This window comes from Spiractinospora alimapuensis (assembly GCF_018437505.1).
Lineage (GTDB): Bacteria > Actinomycetota > Actinomycetes > Streptosporangiales > Streptosporangiaceae > Spiractinospora > Spiractinospora alimapuensis.
The window spans coordinates 3,931,759-3,952,835 of sequence record NZ_CP072467.1 but is presented as its reverse complement, the minus strand read 5'-3'; the positions used below and the strand labels follow the sequence as shown (position 1 = coordinate 3,952,835).

Sequence of the window (21,077 nt, the reverse complement as noted above, 5' to 3'; positions counted from 1 at the left end):
TTACACCACGAGGAACAGCACGGTCACGATGGCGAAGGTCATCAGGCCCACCGCCGTGCCCTGGAGCGTCCAGGTCTTCAGCGTCGTCTTGGTGTCCATGCCGAGGAAGCCGCGCACCAGCCAGAAGCCGGAGTCGTTCACGTGAGAGAGGACGATGGAACCGGCGGCGACGGCCAGGACCAGGAGCGAGAGTTCGAACTGGGAGAATCCGCCCGTGGCGTGAATGGCGGGGGCGATGAGCCCACCCGCCGTGGTGGCCGCGACCGTCGCGGACCCCTGCGCGACCCGGATGCTGGCCGCGACGAGGAAGGCCGCGACGATCAGGGGCAGGCCCATGGCGTCCAGGCTGTCGGCGACGGCGTCGCCGATCCCGCTCTGCTGGAGGACGGCACCGAACATACCGCCGGCACCGGTGAGCAGGATGATGGAGCACACGGGAGCGAGCGCGCGGTCGATGACTCGTTCGAGTACCTTGCCGTCGTGCCGGCGGCGCCATCCCAGGAGCCACAGCGCGACCAAGACCGTGATCAGCAGGGCGGAGGGCGTCTTGCCGATGGCCTGGAGAACGTGCACCCAGGTCGCGTCGCCGTCCACGACTCCCGCGGTCGAGAGCGTGGCCAGCCCGGTCTCCATGAAGATCAGGGCGACGGGCAGGACCAGGAGCATGATCAAGAGGGGGAGGGGCGGCGGCGGGCCGAGGTGGTCCTCGTCGTCCTGCGGCGATCCCCCGCCAAGGATGTCGGGGACCGGGATGTCGACCCGCTGACCCATCCACTTCCCGAGCAGGTAACCGGTGAACCACCAGGTGGGAAGGCCCACGAGCAGGGCCACGACGACCACGATGCCCATGTGCGCGCCGATGGCGTCGGCCGCGGCCACCGGACCCGGGTGCGGCGGAAGCAGGGCGTGCATCATCACGAACGCGCCCGTCGCGGGGAGCGCGTAGAGCAGGAGGGATCCGCCGAGGCGTCGGGCGACCGAGAAGATGATCGGCACCATCACGACGAACGCCGCGTCCAGGAATATGGGGAAACCGAAGAGCAGCGACGCGACGCTCAGGGCCAGGGGGGCGCGTTTCTCACCGAAGAGGCGGATGAGCCCGTCCGACAGGACTCTCGCCCCACCGGAGACCTCGATGAGCCGCCCCAGCATGGCCCCGAAACCGATGAGTAGGGCGACGGTGCCGAGGGTTCCGCCTAATCCGTCCGTCAGTGTGTCGACGATGTCCTCCGCCGACGTTCCTGTGGCGACGGCCGTGCCGGCGCTGACGACGATGAGCGCGAGGATCGCGTGGAGTCGGACCCAGATGATGAGGAAGAGGAGGATCGCGATGGCGATGGCCGCGATCGCGATCAGCCATCCCACGGAGAGATTAGCCGTGTCGGGCATGTGAGGCCTGTCTGGTGAGAGGGGACCCGCTCCCGGTCGGGTGCGGCACCGGAGGGTGTTGACCTGGACCTCGGAGCGCTGAGGGCGTGCCCCGTGTGTCCTAAATTTCGGACCATGTCTGCTATTTCGGGCAGAGCCTAGATCGATGACGCGAGCCGGGTCAAGGACTCACCGCTCGCGACGCCCCCGACGCACCGTTGCCTGGGAGGTGGTGGGAACGTACGATCACATTCGAAATAGAGCACATTGTTCGATATCTCGGACAGGATGGATATGACGTCTCCCTCTTCCCCGTACGTGGCTGGACGCGCCGGACTCGCCGCCGTCGGCATCAACGACATCGCCGCCGACCCGCCCACCTCCACACGACACTTCCCCGACGGTGGTGCGTGGCGACTGGAGATCCCCAGCGTGGAGGGACCCCGCGCACTGGCCGAGGTTCTCCAGGCCGCGGCGTCCTGGGACGTTCCCGTGCACCGTGTGTCACAGGGGTCCGGCGTCGGAATGCTCACCGACGCCGAGATCACGGAGATGGTCCACGCCACCGCCGACGCCGACATCGAGCTGTGCCTGTTCGTGCGTCCCGGCGCCAACTGGGACATCGGCGCCGCGCACTTCACCCCCGCCGGCTCGGTGTCGACCCGCAGCCGCGGCAACGCGCAACTCGCGGCCGGCGTCGCCGAGGCCGAACGGGCGGTTCGACTGGGAGTACGCAGCCTGCTCGTCGCCGACGAGGGGCTGCTGTGGGTCCTCCACCAGTTGCGGGCCAACGGCGACCTGCCGGCGGAGCTGCAACTCAAGGTGTCGGTCATGGCGGGACCGGCCAACCCGGCCGCACTGCGGGTGCAGGAGTACCTGGGCGCCGACACGGTGAACGTGCCCTCCGACCTCACCCTGCACCAGCTCGCCGAACTCCGCGCGACGAGCCCGGTCACGCTGGACTTCTACGTCGAGGCGCCGGACAACATCGGCGGGTTCGTCCGCCATCACGAGATCACCGAGATCGTTCGGGTCGCCGCCCCCGTCTACGTGAAGTTCGGCCTGCGCAACGCCACCGATGTCTACCCCGCGGGCGAACAACTCGACGGCACGGTCCTCCCCTCCGCCCGGGAACGGGTCCGCCGCGCCCGCCTCGGCCTCGACGTCATGGAGAACGTCCCGACGCCGCCCACGATGTCCCCCCTGGGCACGCGCGACCAACCTCGCGCGCAACGGTTCACACCCCCCGGGGCGGCGGTCGACACCTAGACCGTCCCACCCCACGGCGGCTGACGGCGGCGTCACCGGTTCACCAGGCGATCAGCGTCGTTCCACGGCCAACCAGCCCGCGATGGCGATCATGGTGCCGCCGGTCGCGCGGTCGAACAGCCGGTGCGCCCGGTCCGTCAGCGAGACGGCACCCACGCGTCCGCCCACCGCCGCGTAGGCCAACGCGGCCACGAACTCCACCGCGATGTAGGCGACGCCCAACGCCGCGAGCTGGAGGGGCACGGCGCCGGCACCGTAGTCGGCGAACTGGGGAAGGAACGCGGCGAACAGCAGGAGTGCCTTCGGGTTGGTCATCGCCACCAGGAACTCCTGGCGCGTCAGGTGCCAGCGGCTCTGACGCGTCGGCAGTGCGGGGGGATTCGGCCGGGCCTCCCGCTCGTTCCCCTCCACGGAGGGGAACGAGTCGTAGATCATGCGCCCACCGAGGAAGAGCAGGTAGCCCACGCCACACCACTTGACGGCGGTGAACGCGGCCTCAGAGGCCAGCAGCAGAGCGCCGAGTCCCGCCGCCGTCGCGGCCACCAGGATCAGGAACGCGGCGAACCGTCCGGACAGGGCCACGACAGCGTCCCAGAACCCCTGCCGCAGGGCGTTACGCAACGACAACAACTGGTTGGCCCCCGGCGTCACCGCCATCACCACGGCGGCCACGAAGAAGGCCTGCCACTGCGCACCCAGCACGTCTCACACCCCTGTCCCCACCACCGCGTTCCGGTCCACGATCAAGCCTGCCATCGACGCGGGCCGCGAGCACGGCCGCCCGACCGTCGACCGACCGTTGGTCCGCGCGCCCCGCCCTGTGCGATGGTGTGCGGATGCGGACCATCGGACTGATCGGCGGAATGAGCTGGGAGTCGAGCGCGGAGTACTACCGTCTCCTCAACGAACTCACCCGTGAACACAGAGGCGGACTGCACTCGGCCAAGTGCGTCCTCTACTCCGTCGACTTCGCGGAGATCGAACGCCTGCAGGTCGAGGGGCGCTGGGCGGAGGCCGCCCGGATCCTGGCCGACGCGGCGCGATCGGTGGAGGCGGCCGGGGCGGACCTGGTCCTGATCTGTACCAACACCATGCACAAGGTCGCCGACGAGGTGGCCGCCGCGGTCTCCGTTCCACTCCTGCACCTGGCCGACGCCACGGCCCAGGCCGTGACCGCGGCGGGTCTGGCCACGGTCGGCCTGTTGGGGACCGCCTTCACCATGGAGCAGGACTTCTACCGTGGGAGGCTGGCGGGCCACGGGCTCGAGGTCCTCGTCCCCGATCAGGACCACCGGAGCCTGGTCCACCGAGTGATCTACGAGGAGTTGTGCCTCGGCGTCATCCGGGAGGAGTCCCGCGCCGCCTACCAACGTGTGATCGACGGGCTCGCCGCACGCGGCGCGGAGGGCGTGATCCTCGGCTGCACCGAGATCGAACTCCTGATCCGTCCCCAGGACAGCCCGATTCCGGTCTTTCCCACCACCCGACTCCACGCCGCCGCCGCGATCTCGGCGGCGCTCGAGGAGTGACCCCGACCTCGCCCGTGTACGACGTGGTGACGCGACGCACGGCCGCGCTGGAGGAAATGACGGGAACCGCGGGAACTCTTCCGGCCTGACATCCGACTCCTGTCCTGAGGCGCTCGCACCGGGCGAGCGAAGGACGAGGTCAGGGAGTACGCCATGGTCGCACGACGCACCAGGGGATCAGGAGTTCGGTGGACGGTCGCCGCGGGTGCGGCGGCGCTGGCGTTCGGGTGGGCGTCACCGGCGTTGGCGCACGACACACTCATCTCCTCCGATCCCGCCGACGAGGAAGTCCTGGACTCCTCCCCCGAAGAGATCACCCTGACCTACAACGCGGAGATCATGGACGTCGGCGCGGCCGTGACGGTGGTGGACTCCGACCACGTGCAGGTTCCCGCCAGCGAAGTCGTCATCGAGGGCACCGACGCCATCCTCCCGCTCGACGACGAGCTCGAGCCCGGCGGATACGCGGTGCTGTGGCGGGTCGTCTCCAGCGACGGCCACCCCATCAGCGGCGCCTTCACCTTCAGCAACGGCTCCGACGGCCCTCCGCCACCCGACCCCTCCGAAGTCGGTGACCCGGAGGAGGCGGACCAGGCGGGCGAACCCGCCGAGGCGGAGGAAGACACCGAGACCAGCGACGAAGCCGACGAGGCCGCGACCCAGGACACCGACGCCGACGACGCGGCGGAGGCCTCCGACTCGGGAATGTCGCGGGTCCTGCTGCTGGTCGTCGTCGGCGCGGCCCTGGGGCTCGCCGTGTTCGCCGTCGCCCGGTTCGTGGCCCGGCGCAAGAAGCAGTCCTGACCACCCACCCGATCTCGGCACCACTGAAGGAGACCCATGTCCACTGATCCCCGTACGATCACCCTGAGCGCCCTCGCCCTCGCCACGCTGCTGGCCGCGGGATGCTCGACCACCGACGCCGATCCGGCGGACCCGGACGCGGCCCCGGCCGGGGACACGGAGGAGTCGGCCCAGGCCGACTCCGTTTCGGTCACCGACCCGTGGATCAAGGCCGCGACGGCCGACGACGGAATGACGGCCCTGTTCGGAGACCTCACCAACGAGGGCGACGCGGAGGTGCGCGTCGTGGCGGCCAGCACCGAGATCGCGGACACGGTGGAGCTGCACGAGGTCACCGAGGGCGAGGACGGAAACTCCTCCATGCGGGAGATCGAGGACGGGTTCCCCGTCGAGGCCGGCGACGAGCGTCCGCTGGAGCCCGGCGCGGACCACGTCATGCTCATGGACCTCACCGAGGACCTGGAACCCGGCATGGAGGTCACCGTGGTTCTGGAGTTCGAGGACGGCTCCACGGCCGAGGTCACGGCCCCCGTCAAGGACTTCGAGGGCGCGAACGAGGAGTACGACTCCGACCACGATCACCACGATCACCACGACGACCACGACGACCACGACGAGGACGCCGATGACGAGGACGCCGATGACGAGGACGAGGACCATCACTGATGTCGTCCACCAGTGAGCACGGCACGGACGAACCGACAGGCGAGGCTCAGGGGTCCGACGCCGCCCCCTCCCCGGGCTCCTCACCCATCGGGCGCCCAGGGGTGTCGCGGCGACGCCTGCTGTTCGCGGGCGCGGCCGCCGGCGCCGGCGCGGCCGCCTTGGTCGGCGCGGACGCGGTCGCCCGCCGCTGGACCTCCTCCAACTCCGACGAGAGCGGCCCGCCGCCTCCCCACGGTTCGCGCGTGGTCGACTTCCACGGAGAGCACCAGGCCGGGGTGGCCACTCCACCCCAGGCACACGCCCGCTTCCTGGGGATCGACCTGAATGACGACGTCGACGCCGACGGGATCCGCCGAATGCTCGGCCTCCTGTCCGACGACGCGGCCAAACTCACGGCGGGCCAGGGGGCACTCGCCGACTCCGAACCGGAGCTCGCGCTCGTGCCCGCGGCGCTCACGGTGACGTTCGGCTTCGGTGAGGAGCTCGTGCGCCGGGTGGATCCGGACGTGGTGCCGAGCTGGCTGCGGCCACTTCCCGACTTCGACACCGACGACCTGCACGACGAGTGGACGGGCGGCGATCTCCTCCTTCAGGTCTGCGCCGACGACCCCCTCACCGTGGCCCACGCCTCCCGCATGCTCACCAAGGACGTCCGCGCGTTCGGAACGGTGCGCTGGGCCCAGGACGGCTTCCGCCGCAGCCACGGCGCCCAGCCGGCGGGAACCACGATGCGCAACCTGTTCGGTCAGATCGACGGCACGGTGAACGCGGCTCCCGACTCCGCCGAGTTCGAAACCGTCGTGTGGGACCAGCAGGACAACCCCGACTGGCTCGCCGGCGGAACGGGCGTGGTGATCCGCCGGATCGCCATGGACCTGGACGGGTGGGACCGACTGGACCGCCCCGGCCGCGAGGACTCCGTCGGCCGCCGCCTCAGCGACGGTGCCCCACTCACCGGCGACGACGAGCACGACGAGCCCGACTTCGACGCCACGACACCGCTGGGCTTCCCCCGCATCGCCGAGTACGCCCACATCCGCCGCGCCCGCACCCCCAACGCGGCGGAACGGATCTTCCGCCGCGCCTACAACTACCAGGAACCCGACGGCGACTCCGGGCTGCTCTTCGTGTCCTACCAGTCCGACGTCGACCGGCAGTTCGTCCCCATCCAACGCCGCCTCGACGAACTCGACCTCCTCAACGAATGGATCACCCCGATCGGATCCGCCGTGTTCGCCGTCCCACCCGGATGCCCCGACGGCGGATTCGTCGGCCAAACTCTGTTCGACGCGTGACGCGCCCCACGTGTGCCCTTCTTCCGCCCGCACGTCCCACCCGGTGATACCGGCCAGCGCATCGCAGGGGTCGTGCTCCGCCGCCGCGAGGATGAGACAGCGCGGCCAGGAGATTCCACCTGGCCGCCGGGCGGCGCGGGGGGCAACCCGGCCCACGCCAGGGACGGCCAGCCCAGCAGCACTCCCAACCTGGCTCCACTACTACAATCACCACCGCATCCACACAGCCATCGGCCACACACCCTTCACCAGGCTCAACAACCTCCCCGAACACCACACCTAGCGGGTGGGGGTGCACCCCCACCGGTTGGATGCGGAGAAATCCCGGTGGGGGTGGAGAGATCATGATCGGGCGAGCGGTCGGGGGGTGGGCGCTGGCGGGCTTACGCGGCTTCCTCCGCCGCACGAACGGAGGCGGCGAGTTCGGCGCGGGCTCGGGCGACGCGGGATCGGACGGTGCCGATGGGGAGACCGGTCGCTTGGGCGACCTCGGCGTAGGTGTAGCCCTGAACCTGTGTGGCGACGAAGGCGTCCCGGCGGTCGGGGGCCAGGTGGCGAACCAGGTCGGTGAGCGCGAGGAGCTCGTCGAAGCGTCCGCACGCGGCGGGGGTGCGGGGGACCGACTCCCAGTCGGTCACCGCGACCTCGGTGGGGCGGGCCGCGGTGGAACGGTAGCGGTCGACGACAGTGTGCCTGGCGATCGCGAACAGCCAGCTCAGGACGGATGACTGGCCGGCGTAGCGGGGGAGGCCCCGTAGCGCACGGACGAACGTCTCCTGGGTGAGCTCCTCGCTGTGTCCGGGGTCGGTCAGGGTGGCGATGAATCTGCGGACGTCGTCGCGGGTCGCGGCGACCAGGTGTTCCACGGCGTCGCTGGACCCGCCGCGAGCGCGGTGGGCGACCAGGGTCAGGTTCGCGGATCGTCGGGATGACGCGGACAAGGGACTCTTCCTCCGGGACCGGGGCGACGCGTCGCGTCAGCTCCCGACCTGGGGAAATGCCGAGGCGGGGGCGCTGAACGTGGGCGTCGCCGGCGCGCCCTGCGGGGACGCGCGGGATGACCGCGCGGTGATCGGGCCGTTGTGCCGAACCGCGCGCTGGTTGACCGTGTACGAGGCCGCTCCGGAGCGCCTGGCGTGAGGCGCGGACGCGTCGCTCACCACACCCGGGCGGGTGCGGCGGCGGGTCAGGCGGCCAGCGTCAGAGGTGGTCCCCGAAGGATGAGGGCGTAGCGCAGAACTCGGCTGGGTGCGGGACGGCACGGGTCGGGCGGGACGACAACCCGACCGGGGGTCCGATGGACCTCCACCGGACCGAGGAGCCCGAACAGCGCAAGGACGGAGAGAAGCGCGGCGCCAAGCAGGTGGAGGAGGTGGAAGAGGCCCGCCTCACCTCGGCGGAGCCACCAACCGCTGACCAGCGCGGCGACCACGTGCACCACCATCATGTCCACGCCGGTCTGGCCACCTCCGACGTCGGACGGCGGCGCCCCGTGGACGTGTGTCGACGCGGACTGCGCCAGGCTGAACATGATGTGCAGCGCGAGCTGGCCCCACACCATCCAGCCACAGATGGCGCCCAGTCCACGCTCCTTGCCGGCGAATCCCCACCCGCAGGCGAAGAGGGCGGCGAGACCGACGAGGAGCGCCACCGGCGGCAGTGACTGTTGGGAGGCCAGGGAGTGGCCGGCGGCGGACACGCCGACGCTCACCGAGGCGAAGACCCCGGCGCGAACGGAGCGGTGCGGTCCCTTGCTGGTCACTGGGCCCATCCTCGCACCGATGGTGCGGGCGGCGGCACCGGGTGGGGCCCATCGCCCCAAGTCCCGTCGAATGGCGAACCGCGAGGTGGCGCGCCTCCGCGGGGTCAGTCGGCGCTGCCGAACCGCAGTGGACGCACCTCGATCGGCAGTGTCGTCGCGCGGGCGACCTTGCGGCCCCACTCGAGGGCGGCTTGCATCCCTGGCGCCTGGATGATCGTGAATCCGCCCACGTGGTGGTCGTCGCCGGAGAGGTAGGGCCCGGACGCGAACTCCTCGGTCTCGCTCCCAGATGGGTCAGAGGTGACGCGGACGACCGCCGCGCTCGACGGCGGGAAGAGGCCAGCCCCGAACACCCAGGCCCCAGCGGCCCGGATCTCGGCGTTGACGGCGTCGAGCGCGTGCATGATCGGTTCCAACGTCTCCGCGGGCGGTGGCTCTCCGGCCGGCTGGTAGATGCTCAGCAGGTACTTGTCCATCCGTGTCCCCCTCTGCCGTTCCCCCATCCCTACCCGACGGGGGCGGCCGACACGGGGACGACACGGCGGGGCCCCGCGGCCGTGCACCACCGGTCTATCCGGCGAACTTCTTCTCCATCGCCTGCGGGTCCATCGCGTCGGCGGACTGCTGGGTGAGGCTGTACCAGTTGCCGGAGGGGTCCCGGAAGACGGCCTCCACACCGTAGGGGCGCTCCTGCGGCTCCTGGAGGAACTCGACGCCGCGGGCCGAGTACTCGCGGTGTGTCGCGCGGCAGTCGTCGGTGTGCCACGCGCCTCCGCTCAGCGTTCCCTTGGCGAGCAGACCGAGGATCGCCGCCGAGTCCTCCTCGCTGTAGTTGGGAGGCTGCGGCACCACCAGGTTGAGCTGGAAGTTGGGAGCGGCGGCGGGGCCGACGGTCACCCAGCGGAACCCCTCGCCGATCTCGGTGTCGAACCGCGGCTCGAAGCCGAGCTTCTCGACGAAGAACTCCTTGGCCTCCTCGTAGTCACGCACGAACACGCTGGAAATCCCGAAACCAGTGATCATAGTAACTCCCTCGATTCGAAGGTCGATTCGAACAACGCTTCGACCCTAGAGGGCGCCCTGTCGCCCTGGCTTCTCCGTGGTTGCTCTCCCTCACGACTCCGTCCGCCGAACCGGCGACCCGCGCATCAGCACGAAGCACGCGGGGATCGCCGGGGGCCCGGACCGGAATCCGCGCTGGTACTCCGACGGCGACATCCCGGTCAGCTCGGTGAACCGCGAACTGAAGGAGCCGAGGCTCGAGAACCCGACCATGTGGCACACCTCGGTGACAGTGAGGTTCACCGACCGCAGCAACTCCTGCGCCCGCTCGATCCGCCGCCGACTCAGGTACCGCCCCGGCGTCTCGCCGTAGACCCCACGGAAGCTCCGCACGAAGTGGTAACGCGAGTACCCGGCGGCCGCCGCGACCGTCTCCATGTCCAGCGCCTCGCTGAACCGCCGATCCATCAGGTCCCGCCCCCGACGCAGCGCCGTCAGGGTGTCCACGGGCACGTCAGCGGGGCGAACGGTTCCCATCACCATGGCAGCACTCTAGGTGATGGAGGTGACGCCCAGCGGATGTCGGCGGGATCCACCCCCGGCGAGGGGGAGGGGCAGGACCCTCGTCCCTAGCGCGTGTCTCCGACGGCGGTGGTGGCGAGGTGCTCGACCGCCTCGACGAGGCGCGGGCTGTGGAACATCTCGGGGTCGTTGTGGTCGGTTCCCTCGAATACGACCTCTTCCACGAGGTTGGGAACCGCTGCGGCGACCCTGCGACTTTCCTCGGGGAGGATCACGCTGTCGGCGTCGCCGTAGACCACCGTGGTGGGCACCTCGAGCGCTCGGATCTGGTCCTCGATGGGGTAGCGGTCACGGAGGAGCAGGCCGAGCGGCAGGAAGGGGTAGTGGGCCGCGCCGGCGCTGGGGAGGTCGGTGAAGGGGGAACGAAGCAGGATGCCCGCTGGCGGGTGGTCGGTGGCCAGTCCCGAGACGACGCCGGTACCGATGCTCTCGCCGAAGTACAGGACCCGGTCGTGGGGGAACCCGTATTCCCCGGTGAGCGCGCCGAGTGCGGCCTCGGCGTCGGCGACCAGGCCCTCCTCACTCGGCTTCCCGGGGTTCCCCCCGTAGCCGCGGTAGTCGAACAGCAGCACCGAGAACCCCACGTCCGCCAGCGCCGTCGCCGTGGCCGCGCGGGACTCCCGGTCGCCGGCGTTGCCGTTGGCGAGCAGAACGGCGACCTCTCGGTCCGGCCCCGTCGGTGGGACGAACCACGCCCCCAGGTCGAGCCCGTCCGCGGTGCGCAGGGTGACGTCCTGCGCACCGTCGATCACGTCGCCGGCGGCCGGAACTGAACGCGAGTCCGGAAAGTAGATGAACTGCCGTTGGATCCCCCACAGCACCGCGGTCAGCACGAGGGCCACTCCCAGCATGATGGCGACCAGGCGGCCCACCCGTCGCCACACCGGCCGACTCCGTCCCATACCCGCCGGGATATCGCCTCGTCGGCCGCACCGCAAACGCGCTGGTCGGTGCGGTGCTGTTACGGCCTGGGCGCCGAGGCCCCGGCGGGGGACGCGGTGTCGGGAGTGGTGGCGCAACAGCCCTCGCCGTCGGCCTCGGGCTCGGCGTCGAACAGGCCGGAACCACCACAGAGGCCGGTCTCCGGCAGGGACAGCTCGACGCGTTCCGCGCCCGTGGTGTCCCCGCGAGAAGGGCGACGATACTGCGCACCTGCTCGAATCCGGTGAGGGCGAGGAACGTGGGGGCGCGGCCGTAGGACTTCATGCCCGCGAGGTAGAAGCCAGGCTCGGGGTGGGCCAGCTCGGTGGCGCCGTGGGGATAGACGGTGCCACACGAGTGGACGTTCGGGTCGATCAGGGGGGCCAGGCGGGTCGGGGCCCGCAGAACCGGGTCCAGGTCGAGGCGGATCTCGGACAGGAAGTCGAGATCGGGCCGGAACCCCGTGAGGCCGAGAACCTCGTCGACGGGGTCGAGGGCGCGTCCGGTGTCGTCGACGAGGACGAGCCCGGTCTCGACCTGGTTGATCCCCGCCGTACGGAACCCGGAGACGACCGCGACGCGTCCGGAGCGCACGAGGTCCCGGACTCGCGCACCGAGGGCTCCACGGGCCGCGAGCTGGTCCGCGGCCCCACCGCCGAAGGCGTCCCCGATCTCGTTTCGCCGCAGCACCCACGTGATCCGCGTATCCGGCGCCGACTCCACGAGACCGGACAGGGCGACCAACGCCGTCAGGGCGGAGTGTCCACGCCCGACGACCGCCGTGTGTCGGCTCGCGTACCGTGTCCGGGCCGTGGCCGTCGTGACGTCCGGCACCCGGTAGGAGACGCGATCGCGAAGCGTCTCCTCGCCCAGCGCGGGAAGCCCGTCACCACCAAGCGGGCCGGGACGAGTCCACGTCCCCGACGCGTCGATCACCGCGCGGCCCAACAGCCGCTCCTGGGTTCCGTCCACCGCGCGCGTGTGCACCACGAACGGCTGCCCCTCCCGGCCGGCGTCGACTACCCGGTCGCGCCCTCGACGCGCCACGCCGGTGACCCGTGTGTCCAGGCGGAGTGTTCCAGGGGCGGCCCGGTCGAGTGCCGCCGCGAGCGGGACGAGGTAGGTCTCGACCCATTCACGCCCGAGTGGATGCGCCTCGGGGGCGGGAGACTCCCATCCGCCCGCGGCGAGGAGGCGCGCGGCCGCAGGCGCCACGAGGTCACGCCACATCGAGAACAGGCGGACGTGCCCCCATTCCCGTACGGCGGCGCCCACACTCGCCCCCTCTTCGACCACGAGCGCGGTAAGTCCGCGCTCGTGGAGCTCCGCGGCGGCCGCCAGGCCCGTGGGTCCCCCCGATGACGATGACCGGGTAGTCCTCACCCATACGTCTCCCTCGTTTCCCGTCTCCCCGACGACGCCCGCCGGACGCACCGAACAGAAATATCGATGAGCATCGATCAACTGGGACCCTAACGAACACCCCACACCCCCGCAACCATCGATGTTCGTCAATCGATCGGGAGAGGGTGTCCGAGTCCACACCGCCACCAGCGGGAACACCCAGATACGGGGGGACACGCCAATGGACAAAGAAGACCTCGCACGCTATCGAGAGCGACGAGACTTTCGTCGAACCGAGGAGCCACAGGGGACGGACGCGACAGAGCGCGCGGACCCGCGTCCGATCTTCGTGATCCAGCACCACATAGCCCGCGCCGAACACTTCGACTTCCGGCTCGAGGTCGACGGCGTTCTGAAGTCCTGGGCCGTGCCCCGGGGGCCGTCAACCGACCCCCGGGTCAAACGGCTCGCCATCCCGACCGAGGACCACCCACTGGAGTACGCCGAGTTCGAGGGCACGATCCCGGCCGGTGAGTACGGAGGCGGAACCGTCCAGCTCTGGGACACGGGGCACTACAAGAACACCACGCGGAAGTCGGGAACGGAGTTGAGCATGGCCGAGGGGCTGGAGCACGGACACGTGTCCGTACGGCTGCACGGCCAGAAACTCTCCGGACGCTACGCCCTCAACCGTATGCGCACCGACGACGACGAGGAGGCGTGGCTGCTGGTCAAGGAACGGGACAAGGACGCCGACGCGCGCCGCCACCCGGTCGTGACCGAGCCGAGGTCCGTCGAGACGGGCCGCACGCTGGAGGAGATCGCCCAGAGCGACGGGCGCACGCTACACGGCCACGACCTCGACGCCACGTAACCGGCGACGGCCCCCGGGACCGACCTCTCGCCCTTCCGCCCTCGGAATCGTCGAACCACCGGACCGCGCGACGCCCCCGTGCTAATCTTCCGGGCGTTCATGCTGGTGGACCAGACAGGCGTGGATGTGACACTGGAACGGGAAGACGTCGTTCGCACGGGCTTGCGCCTGTTGGACGAGGTGGGGCTGGACAAGCTCACCCTGCACCGACTCGCGGCCGAGCTGGGTGTCCAAGCACCAGCGCTGTACTGGCATTTCTCGGGGAAGCGCGACCTGCTGGACGCGATGGCCACCACCGTGCTCATGGACGCGACCCAAGGCGACCCCCAGGCCCATACCGGGATGTCCTGGGAGGAGTTCGTCCGCGAGTGCGGGATCCGGCTACGCGCCGGCCTGATGCGCTATCGCGACGGCGCGCGGATGGTGCCCGGCATGCCTCCCTCGGCCGCCGCGACCGGACGCGCTCAGTGGAGCCACCACGTCCTGACAGCGGTGGGGTTCACCACCGAGACGGCCGCCGCCGCGCTCCAGGCCGTGTACTGCTTCACGGTGGGCTACGCGGCGGAGGAGCAGGCCGCGCTCGGACACGGAAACTCGTCGACCGACACCGAGGACGATGTCCGCACCGGCCCGGAGGCGCCCAATCCCGCGGGGTTCGAGCACGGCCTCTCCCTGATCATCGACGGCCTCCGCGCGCAGGTCACCAACGCGCCCCGGCCCTGAGGCGTCGCCGGCCGTCAGGTACCGGCGGTCACGCGCCGCCCGGAGTCACGTTCGTGAGGCGCGGCTGACCCACCTCGGGATTGGCGCAGGCGACGTCCCGGCCGCCGGTGGGAACGTAGGCGCGCTCACCCTCGGCGTCGTCGTCGACGATGACCGACATCCCGGGAACCTCCCGTGGATCACACTCCTCCGGTGGGAAGTTCTCCGCGTGCGGCTGGGCGACGGTGGCCTGTGCCCAGTCGCCGGGGTCGAGCACGAACGGTTCACTCGATCCGCCCTCGTGCGACGCCCAGTCGCCGACCATCTCGCCGTCCGGTCCGTCCACCCAGTGCATGTTGGCGTACCCCGCCATCTGACACGACGCACCGTCGGAGATCTTCAGGAACGCCAGCTCGATGTAGGTCGTTCCCGGCGGCGCCTCGGTCGTTCTCCATGATCTTCAGGTCGTCCACAGCGCACCAGGGGATCGCTTCCTCCGCGGCCTCGGTGTCGGCGGCCGCGGGGGCGCTGAACCCGACCGCCATGGGAACGGCGAGGGTGGTGGCGGCGAGGGCTCGGACTCCCCAAGCGCGCCGTGTACCAGGAATGCCACGCATGTCGATCATCCTCCGCTGTGGGCGGGCGGGACGCGGGCGCGCCTCGCCATGACGCCTTCCCGCTCCACCGCGGGTCCTTCCCCGATCGCCACCTCCGACCACACGAAGCCATGGAAGCTCACCGACCGCAGGCGGCCATCCTCACTGGTCAACGATTCGCGGTCCCGCGCGTCGCGGTTCTGTCGCGGGAACGGCACGCCGGTCACGCAGCAGCAGGGCACCGACGAGCACGAGGGCCACACCCGTTCCGCCGTGCATGCCGTAGGCGAGCGCCGGCGAACCCCCGTTGGCGACGACGATCGCGGCGTCGCCGAACGGCACCAGCGACACGGCGATCATCACCCACCCGGCGGCCCGGAACTGTCGCACTACCAGGAGGGTCAGGCCGATCACTCCGAAGCTCAGGTCCCGCAAGCCCTTGACCGCCAGGTAGGGCCCGGCCTCCCCGGTGGCGGCGGCCGCGATGCCGTAGTCCGCGGCCCCGGACTCCGGCACGACCAGGAACCGCACCCCCACCACGATGATGGCCACGCACATCGCGGCGGCGAGCGCGATGAGCACCAGCGTTCCCCGGGTTATTAGTGATTGATCAATAACTTTTGGGCTCACGCATTCTCCCTTGATCTTGATGCCTCTCGTGGCTCTCCCCTCGGAGAGATGACCTGTCAGTCTCCCCGGGAGCGGAAGCCCTCCCACAGCTCGGCGTCGAAGCCCGCCCAGACCCGATCGTCCGTCGGGAACCCCAGCGACACCAACGTGTTGATGAGCATCCCGAACGCCGCGAAGCCCGTGGTTTCCTGGACGTCGTCCCCGAGCGCCGCCTCCATGCTCGACCACCACTCCCGCCAGGCGGCACGGATCGGGGCCCCGAACTCGTGGTCCCCGGCGGCCTCGGCGGAGGCGACCGCGACGTATATCTGCATCTGCATCAGTAACATGTCGGGCTCGGCGACGAGGGACTGATAGGCGGCGGCCATGGCCATGTGCGCGTCCTCGGGCGCCGCGTCCTCGGCGGCCTCGGCCAGCACCTGGCTCGTGCGCTCGACGCAACGCACCGCGGCCGCGAGGAAGATCGTCCGCTTGTCCCGGAACAGGCGGTACAGGTAGGGCTGTGAGACGCCCACCCGGCGGGCGATCGCCTCAGTGGTCGTCCCCTCGTATCCCCCGCGGGCGAACTCCGCGACGGCGGCGCGAATGACGCTCTCCCGTCGCTCCTCCGCACTCATCCGCACCATGCGTCCAAGTTATTGGTTAATCACTTATGAGGCAAGAAGGCGGCCTCGCCTGGAAGGGTGTCGCTCCGTGTACGCGGACACGCGAGCGGTACGCCGCTCCCCCACTCTCCCGATGGGATGGTGCGAGCCGACCACAGGAGTCGGAGTATCCGCGTTCCGTGGGCGAAGGATCCACTCGGAGACGCGGTCGCGGCTGCCGGCCACGGGGGCATCCGTTGAGCGGCTGGTGTGGGAGCGGTGTGGCCGACGGAATCCGTGCGTCGTTCCCGCGTCTTCCCAGGTGAGAGACTGGTGGAGCCGACCAGGGGACTCGAACCCCTAACCTGCCGCTTACAAGGCGGCTGCTCTGCCAATTGAGCTAGGCCGGCGGATGGCGTCCACACGCATGGTACCGGCTTTCCGGCCACGGTGCGGCGCCACGAGGGCGGTCGGGGCGCCGTCAGGAACGGCGTTGGCGCACCGCCTCGTACAGGGCCACCCCGGCCGCCACGGAGGCGTTGAGGGACTCCATGCCCGCGATGGGGATGCTGGCGACGACGTCACACTTCTCGCGCACCAACCGCGAAAGGCCGCGCCCCTCCGCGCCGACGACCACGACCAGCGGGCCGTCAGTGACTCGAACGGCGTCCAGTGGCTCGTCCGCGTCCGCGTCCAGACCCACCACGAAGAGGCCTTCTTGCTGGTAGGCCTCGATCGCACGGACGAGGTTGGCGACCTGGGCGACCGGGACGCGGGCGAGCGCCCCGGCGGAGGTCTTCCACGCGGCGGCGGTGACCCCGGCCGCGCGACGTTGGGGCACGACGACCCCGTGCGCCCCGAAGGCCGCCGCGGACCGCACCACGGCGCCGAGGTTGTGCGGGTCGGTGACACCGTCCAAGGCCACGATCAACGGCAGGGCATCGGCGTCACGAGCGGCCGCCGACAGGTCGCCCGCCTCGGCGTAGACGTAGGGCTTGACCCGCAGCACCAGGCCCTGGTGCGCGATCCCCGGGCTGCCGGCCTGCTCGCAGCGCCGGTCCAGCTCCGGACGGGTCACCTCCCGGACCTCGACCCCGGCGTCGCCAGCCAGCCGCGCCGCCTCGGTCACCCGGTCGTCGGCGTCGAGACTGTTCGACATGTAGAGGGTGTGGGCGGGAATCCCGGCGCGCAGTGCCTCGACGACCGCGTTCCGTCCGACCAGCACCGTGGCGGCGGGAGCTCCCCGCTGGGCGGAGCGTCCACCCCCGCCACCGGCGCCACTCGCGGGACGATCCGTCGCCCCCGCTTCGGCGTTGGGGGTCTTGCGCCGACGATGGTCGGCGTACCAGTGCCGCTCCTCCTTGGGCAGCGTGGACCCCTTGCCCTCAAGCGAGCGTCGCCCCTTGCCGCCGCTGCCCTTGGTCGGGCCCTTCTTGCTCTTCTTCGCCGGCATGGCGCAACGAACCTTCCACGAGACTGCGTCTATTCGAACCAGCGTGCCGATGACGCTGGCGTTCCCCCCGCGGCTTGGACTCAGCCGCGCTTGAGCTCCCAACGGGCGCCCTGCGGGGTGTCCTCCACCGTGACCCCGGCCTCGGTGAGCTGGTCCCGGATGGCGTCCGCCGCCGGGAAGTCCTTGCGCGCGCGTGCGGCCTGGCGCTGCTCCAGCGCGACCGCCACCAGCGCGTCCACGACCTCCCGCAGGCCGGTGCCCTCCCCCGACGCCCATTGGCTCGACAGCGGGTCAAGGCCGAGCACGCCGAGCATGGCCCGCACCTCGGCGAGGGTCGTCGCGGCGCGCTCCTTGGCTCCATCGGCCAGGGCGGCGTTCCCGTCCCGCACCGCCGAGTGCACGACGGCGAAGGCGGCCGGAGTTCCCAGGTCGTCGTCGAGAGCCTCGGAGAACGCCCGCGGCACGTACGACGTCGGCGGCGTCGGGCCGCAGACCTCGCTCGCGCGTTGCACGAACCCCTCGAGCCGTTGGTAGGCGGCGGCCGCCTCGGTCAACGCCTCCTCAGAGTAGTCAATGACGGAACGGTAGTGCGGCTGGCCGAGGTAGTAGCGGAGCTCCACCGGACGGATCCGGCGCACCATCTCCGGGATCAGCAACGAGTTGCCGATCGACTTGCTCATCTTCTCGCCGCCGACCGACAGCAGCCCGTTGTGCAACCAGTAACGGGCGAAACCGTCCCCCGCGGCCTTGGACTGCGCGATCTCGTTCTCGTGGTGCGGGAAGACGAGGTCGACGCCGCCGCCGTGGATGTCGAACGTCCCGCCGAGGTACTTCGTCGCCATGGCGGAGCACTCCAGGTGCCACCCAGGGCGGCCCGCGCCCCACGGCGTGTCCCAGCACGGCTCCCCGGGGCGCGCTCCCTTCCACAGGGCGAAGTCCCTGGGGTCGCGCTTCTCCCGTTCCTGCTCCACGTCGGTGTCCCCGGCCGCGCGCATGTGGTCCAGGCGCTGGTTGGACAGGGCGCCGTACTCGGCGAAGGACCGCACGTCGAAGTAGACGTCGCCCGAGCCGTCGCCCGGGGCGTAGGCGTGCCCACGGTCGATGAGGCGGCGCATCAGCTCGATCATCTCCGGCACGTGGCCCGTCGCCCGGGGCTCCACCGTCGGCGGCAGGCAGCCGAGGGAGTCGTAGGCATGCGTGAACGCCCGTTGGTTGCGTTCACTGACCTCCCACCACTCGATTCCCTCGCCCCGCGCGACATTGATGATCTTGTCGTCGATGTCGGTCACGTTGCGGCAGAAAACGACCCGATAGTCGTTGTGCAGGAACCAACGCCGCAGGATGTCGAAGTTCACGCCTGACCGGATGTGGCCGATGTGTGGTTGCGCCTGGACAGTAGCCCCACACAGGTACAGCGAGACCTCGCCCGGGCGCAGCGGAACGAAATCGCGGACTGTGCGGGTGCTGGTGTCGTGAAGGCGCAAACTCACATTGACCAGAGTAGTGCCTGGCACGTGCTGCGTGGGCGGCTTCCCTTCGGCCTGCGGAATTCACGGATCACAGCGGACACTCGTAACTTCGCCCGCCACTGGGCTAATCTGCCCCACGATGAGCGATCACTCCACCTCTGCTCCCTCCGGTGATCGGAAAGGGGTCTGGCGCGTCTTCGTCAACCTCCTGGCCGCACTGGGCGTGCTCCTGATCGGTGCCAGCGCGATGGCACTGTCGTACTTCGCGTTCTACGACCGCACCGTCGAGGCCGGCGTGGAGGACCCCTTCACCTACCTCTATCTGGGTGAGTTCGCGCTGCTGCTCCTGCTGGCCTTCATGGCCAGCTACATCCTGCGCCGCGGCAAACGCCTGCACCGCGTCAGCGTCGAGCTCCTCATCGTGCTCCTCATCGCGACCGGCCTGCTGGCCGTGGTCGAGGACATGCTCCCGGTCACGATGGACGCCCGGACCGAAGACATCCTCTTCGCCGCCGTCCCATGGGTGGGGCTGCTGCTGGGGGCGATGATCGCTCGCTGGATCGACATCGAGCTCCGGGTGCGCCGTGCCGCCGAGCCGACGCCAACTCCCGCCACCGTCCCGGCGACCGCCCAGCCCGCCCCGTCCGTGGAGCGCAGTGAGGAATCGGGGCCCGACGCCACGCATGACGCCTCGCGGAACGGGACGTCCGACAGCGACATCGGCTGGCTGACCAACAAGATGCGCCCGGGCAACGGCACGGACGAGGACGCGGCGCAGCCGGACGCTCAGGCGCCGACGGAACCCCTGGAGGCATCCCCCGCCGCGACGAAGGGGAACACCGAGTCCGCTCCCGCATCGTCGGTGACGCGTGAGACGCCGCGCACGCGCCGAAACGGCGCCGTCCGCACGCGTGGACGGACGAAGACCAAGAAGCGCACGGACGATACGCCGGAGGAGCCCGTCGCGGCCGACGGCGACGACGACCGCGCGACGGCCACGACGACGCCGATGGCGCCGGTGGGCACCGAGCCGCCCACCGAGCCGCTGGAGACCGCTCCGGCCCGCGACGAGTCCACGTCTGACGCGGCCGACTCCGAGCCCGACGCCGGCTCCCGCCAGGAGGCCGAAGCGGCGACTACGGCCGTCGAGGCGACGGGGAAACGCACCGAGGACGACGACGGGGTCGACTCCACGTCGAAGGCGGAGTCCGGGGGAGCCGTGCCCACCACGGAGCCTCCACGGGACGACCCCGCGGAGGACGAGGCAGCCGCGGCGAAACGGCGCGCGAAGGAGCAGGCCGCACGACGGTTGGCCGAAGAGGTCGCGAACGCGCCGGACGACACGGCGGGGCCCACGCAGGACAGCGGGCCGACGGCCACCCGCCCCCAGACCCCGACGGACGACTCCGACGGAGAGACGGGAGAATCCGCCGCCCAGGCGGGCGCCCTGCCGCCGCTCCCCCGTCGGACCCCCGGTGAGACGGCGCACCAGCCCCGCCGCCTCTCACCCGTCCCCGCCCCCGAGGCCAGCACCGCGGAGAGGTCGAGCGCCGAGAACGCCGTCGCTCCGGCCCCCTCCCGGGGCGAATCGGTCGACGACGTCACCCAGGGTCTGCTGGCCCTGGTGGACCCACCGGAGGAAGGCTTCGTCCCCGATCCTCCTTATGACGACCCCACCACCGACGAGGGCACGGTGGGCGAGAACAACGCCATGGTGCCCGTCGACGACGTCCCGCCACCAGCGACGAGTTCGCCCACCGGCGCCGACGAGGAACCAGACGCCCCGGCGCCGACCGACGACAGCCCTACGGACTCGGAGGAATCGTCGTCGGTCGAACTGCCCTCCCGCCCGCTCGTCCGCCGCCCCAGACGCGGCAACGTCGCCGATTTCCCGCCGGCGCAGCCGCCCTCGGGCCAGGTACGCAGCGGCCCCACTCCGCCATGAGGTGACCGTGCCGCGCACGGTCACCAGTACCTCGGGGCACGATGGATCCGTCGTGCGCCGGCAACGCGGCGCCCAGCTCGGCGTCACTCCCGCGGCACGCGAGGTGTGGACACCCGCGCGCGCCGGACAGTGACCAACTCACACCGACCTTGGCCATCCACACGACTGACGCACGGTACGTCCCTGGTCTTCCCTTCGGCGTGTGTGCGACGACCGACGGATACCCACGCACACCTTCCCGAAAGTGGCCCGCGCGTCGCCTAGGTGAGCCCGCCGCTCCCC

At 70.6% G+C, this 21,077-nt stretch carries 20 protein-coding genes, 1 tRNA gene and 3 pseudogenes; 9 read left to right on the top strand and 15 right to left on the bottom strand.

What is annotated here, in order from left to right; all coding sequences use genetic code 11:
- Window positions 1-1,389, bottom strand: a complete 1,389-nt coding sequence (locus J4H86_RS18410; RefSeq protein WP_236539061.1) for a GntP family permease — start codon at window positions 1,387-1,389, stop codon at window positions 1-3.
- 273 nt (window positions 1,390-1,662) lie between these two features.
- Here J4H86_RS18410 and J4H86_RS18405 point away from each other — a divergent pair, with 273 nt between their 5' ends.
- Window positions 1,663-2,637, top strand: a complete 975-nt coding sequence (locus tag J4H86_RS18405) for a U32 family peptidase (RefSeq protein ID WP_236539059.1) — start codon at window positions 1,663-1,665, stop codon at window positions 2,635-2,637.
- A gap of 51 nt (window positions 2,638-2,688) precedes the next feature.
- Here J4H86_RS18405 and J4H86_RS18400 read toward each other — a convergent pair whose 3' ends face one another.
- A complete protein-coding gene (locus J4H86_RS18400) occupies window positions 2,689-3,339 on the bottom strand; it encodes a LysE family translocator (protein ID WP_236539058.1) in 651 nt (216 codons plus the stop codon).
- Between the two features lie 134 nt (window positions 3,340-3,473).
- On the opposite strand from J4H86_RS18400, the gene J4H86_RS18395 reads away from it, so the two are divergent.
- From J4H86_RS18395 to J4H86_RS18375, 5 genes and pseudogenes are all read left to right on the top strand, one after another.
- Complete coding sequence (locus J4H86_RS18395; protein WP_236539057.1) at window positions 3,474-4,166, top strand: aspartate/glutamate racemase family protein; 693 nt, start codon at window positions 3,474-3,476, stop codon at window positions 4,164-4,166.
- Window positions 4,167-4,319: 153 nt separating this feature from the next.
- Window positions 4,320-4,970 (top strand): copper resistance CopC family protein, encoded by a 651-nt coding sequence (locus J4H86_RS18390; RefSeq protein ID WP_236539056.1) that lies wholly within the window; start codon window positions 4,320-4,322, stop codon window positions 4,968-4,970.
- A gap of 36 nt (window positions 4,971-5,006) precedes the next feature.
- Window positions 5,007-5,636, top strand: a complete 630-nt coding sequence (locus tag J4H86_RS18385; RefSeq protein ID WP_236539055.1) for a copper chaperone PCu(A)C — start codon at window positions 5,007-5,009, stop codon at window positions 5,634-5,636.
- Window positions 5,636-6,931 (top strand): Dyp-type peroxidase, encoded by a 1,296-nt coding sequence (locus J4H86_RS18380; protein WP_236539054.1) that lies wholly within the window; start codon window positions 5,636-5,638, stop codon window positions 6,929-6,931. Before J4H86_RS18385 ends, J4H86_RS18380 begins: the two co-directional genes overlap by 1 nt.
- A 178-nt stretch (window positions 6,932-7,109) precedes the next feature.
- Window positions 7,110-7,214: pseudogene (locus J4H86_RS18375) on the top strand (IS481 family transposase); the annotation flags it as partial.
- A 100-nt stretch (window positions 7,215-7,314) separates the two neighbouring features.
- Here J4H86_RS18375 and J4H86_RS18370 read toward each other — a convergent pair.
- From J4H86_RS18370 to J4H86_RS18340, 7 genes and pseudogenes are all read right to left on the bottom strand, one after another.
- A complete protein-coding gene (locus J4H86_RS18370; protein ID WP_236539053.1) occupies window positions 7,315-7,872 on the bottom strand; it encodes a sigma-70 family RNA polymerase sigma factor in 558 nt (185 codons plus the stop codon).
- A gap of 245 nt (window positions 7,873-8,117) precedes the next feature.
- A complete protein-coding gene (locus J4H86_RS18365; RefSeq protein ID WP_236539052.1) occupies window positions 8,118-8,693 on the bottom strand; it encodes a hypothetical protein in 576 nt (191 codons plus the stop codon).
- A gap of 104 nt (window positions 8,694-8,797) precedes the next feature.
- Window positions 8,798-9,169, bottom strand: a complete 372-nt coding sequence (locus tag J4H86_RS18360; RefSeq protein WP_236539051.1) for a YciI family protein — start codon at window positions 9,167-9,169, stop codon at window positions 8,798-8,800.
- A gap of 94 nt (window positions 9,170-9,263) precedes the next feature.
- Window positions 9,264-9,716, bottom strand: a complete 453-nt coding sequence (locus J4H86_RS18355; RefSeq protein ID WP_236539050.1) for a VOC family protein — start codon at window positions 9,714-9,716, stop codon at window positions 9,264-9,266.
- A 90-nt stretch (window positions 9,717-9,806) separates the two neighbouring features.
- Window positions 9,807-10,238, bottom strand: a complete 432-nt coding sequence (locus J4H86_RS18350) for a helix-turn-helix transcriptional regulator (protein WP_236539049.1) — start codon at window positions 10,236-10,238, stop codon at window positions 9,807-9,809.
- Window positions 10,239-10,324: 86 nt separating this feature from the next.
- Window positions 10,325-11,179 (bottom strand): alpha/beta hydrolase, encoded by an 855-nt coding sequence (locus tag J4H86_RS18345; protein ID WP_236539047.1) that lies wholly within the window; start codon window positions 11,177-11,179, stop codon window positions 10,325-10,327.
- Between the two features lie 59 nt (window positions 11,180-11,238).
- Window positions 11,239-12,585: pseudogene (locus tag J4H86_RS18340) on the bottom strand (FAD-dependent oxidoreductase).
- Between the two features lie 198 nt (window positions 12,586-12,783).
- Here J4H86_RS18340 and J4H86_RS18335 point away from each other — a divergent pair.
- Entirely contained in the window at window positions 12,784-13,416 is a 633-nt protein-coding gene (locus J4H86_RS18335; RefSeq protein WP_236539046.1) for a DNA polymerase ligase N-terminal domain-containing protein, read from the top strand.
- 120 nt (window positions 13,417-13,536) lie between these two features.
- The gene (locus J4H86_RS18330; RefSeq protein ID WP_236539044.1) at window positions 13,537-14,139 is read left to right on the top strand and encodes a TetR/AcrR family transcriptional regulator C-terminal domain-containing protein; all 603 of its coding nucleotides are present in this window, start codon (window positions 13,537-13,539) and stop codon (window positions 14,137-14,139) included.
- Window positions 14,140-14,167: 28 nt separating this feature from the next.
- On the opposite strand, the pseudogene J4H86_RS18325 reads toward J4H86_RS18330, so the two are convergent.
- The 6 genes and pseudogenes from J4H86_RS18325 to cysS form a co-directional block, all read right to left on the bottom strand.
- Window positions 14,168-14,539 (bottom strand): annotated as a pseudogene (locus J4H86_RS18325) (DUF4232 domain-containing protein); the annotation flags it as partial.
- 337 nt (window positions 14,540-14,876) lie between these two features.
- The gene (locus J4H86_RS18320) at window positions 14,877-15,296 is read right to left on the bottom strand and encodes a DUF4267 domain-containing protein (protein ID WP_236539043.1); all 420 of its coding nucleotides are present in this window, start codon (window positions 15,294-15,296) and stop codon (window positions 14,877-14,879) included.
- Window positions 15,297-15,400: 104 nt separating this feature from the next.
- A complete protein-coding gene (locus J4H86_RS18315) occupies window positions 15,401-15,970 on the bottom strand; it encodes a TetR/AcrR family transcriptional regulator (RefSeq protein ID WP_236539041.1) in 570 nt (189 codons plus the stop codon).
- A gap of 292 nt (window positions 15,971-16,262) precedes the next feature.
- Window positions 16,263-16,338, bottom strand: a tRNA-Thr gene (locus J4H86_RS18310).
- 71 nt (window positions 16,339-16,409) lie between these two features.
- A complete protein-coding gene (gene rlmB, locus J4H86_RS18305; protein ID WP_236539039.1) occupies window positions 16,410-17,381 on the bottom strand; it encodes a 23S rRNA (guanosine(2251)-2'-O)-methyltransferase RlmB in 972 nt (323 codons plus the stop codon).
- An 80-nt stretch (window positions 17,382-17,461) separates the two neighbouring features.
- The gene (cysS, locus tag J4H86_RS18300) at window positions 17,462-18,871 is read right to left on the bottom strand and encodes a cysteine--tRNA ligase (RefSeq protein WP_236539037.1); all 1,410 of its coding nucleotides are present in this window, start codon (window positions 18,869-18,871) and stop codon (window positions 17,462-17,464) included.
- 118 nt (window positions 18,872-18,989) lie between these two features.
- Here cysS and J4H86_RS18295 point away from each other — a divergent pair, with 118 nt between their 5' ends.
- Window positions 18,990-20,795, top strand: coding sequence for a hypothetical protein (locus J4H86_RS18295; RefSeq protein ID WP_236539034.1), 1,806 nt, complete (start codon window positions 18,990-18,992; stop codon window positions 20,793-20,795).
- Window positions 20,796-21,077 lie beyond the last annotated feature (282 nt).

What these genes read in the sequence shown, in the direction of transcription:
- J4H86_RS18315 (WP_236539041.1), bottom strand. Translation starts at nt 15,970, where the DNA reads ATGGTGCGGATGAGTGCGGAGGAGCGACGGGAGAGCGTCATTCGCGCC.
- J4H86_RS18395 (WP_236539057.1), top strand. Translation starts at nt 3,474, where the DNA reads ATGCGGACCATCGGACTGATCGGCGGAATGAGCTGGGAGTCGAGCGCG.
- J4H86_RS18335 (WP_236539046.1), top strand. Translation starts at nt 12,784, where the DNA reads ATGGACAAAGAAGACCTCGCACGCTATCGAGAGCGACGAGACTTTCGT.
- J4H86_RS18350 (WP_236539049.1), bottom strand. Translation starts at nt 10,238, where the DNA reads ATGGTGATGGGAACCGTTCGCCCCGCTGACGTGCCCGTGGACACCCTG.
- J4H86_RS18380 (WP_236539054.1), top strand. Translation starts at nt 5,636, where the DNA reads ATGTCGTCCACCAGTGAGCACGGCACGGACGAACCGACAGGCGAGGCT.
- J4H86_RS18295 (WP_236539034.1), top strand. Translation starts at nt 18,990, where the DNA reads ATGAGCGATCACTCCACCTCTGCTCCCTCCGGTGATCGGAAAGGGGTC.
- J4H86_RS18385 (WP_236539055.1), top strand. Translation starts at nt 5,007, where the DNA reads ATGTCCACTGATCCCCGTACGATCACCCTGAGCGCCCTCGCCCTCGCC.
- J4H86_RS18355 (WP_236539050.1), bottom strand. Translation starts at nt 9,716, where the DNA reads ATGATCACTGGTTTCGGGATTTCCAGCGTGTTCGTGCGTGACTACGAG.
- rlmB (WP_236539039.1), bottom strand. Translation starts at nt 17,381, where the DNA reads ATGCCGGCGAAGAAGAGCAAGAAGGGCCCGACCAAGGGCAGCGGCGGC.
- J4H86_RS18410 (WP_236539061.1), bottom strand. Translation starts at nt 1,389, where the DNA reads ATGCCCGACACGGCTAATCTCTCCGTGGGATGGCTGATCGCGATCGCG.
- J4H86_RS18345 (WP_236539047.1), bottom strand. Translation starts at nt 11,179, where the DNA reads ATGGGACGGAGTCGGCCGGTGTGGCGACGGGTGGGCCGCCTGGTCGCC.
- J4H86_RS18405 (WP_236539059.1), top strand. Translation starts at nt 1,663, where the DNA reads ATGACGTCTCCCTCTTCCCCGTACGTGGCTGGACGCGCCGGACTCGCC.
- J4H86_RS18390 (WP_236539056.1), top strand. Translation starts at nt 4,320, where the DNA reads ATGGTCGCACGACGCACCAGGGGATCAGGAGTTCGGTGGACGGTCGCC.
- J4H86_RS18360 (WP_236539051.1), bottom strand. Translation starts at nt 9,169, where the DNA reads ATGGACAAGTACCTGCTGAGCATCTACCAGCCGGCCGGAGAGCCACCG.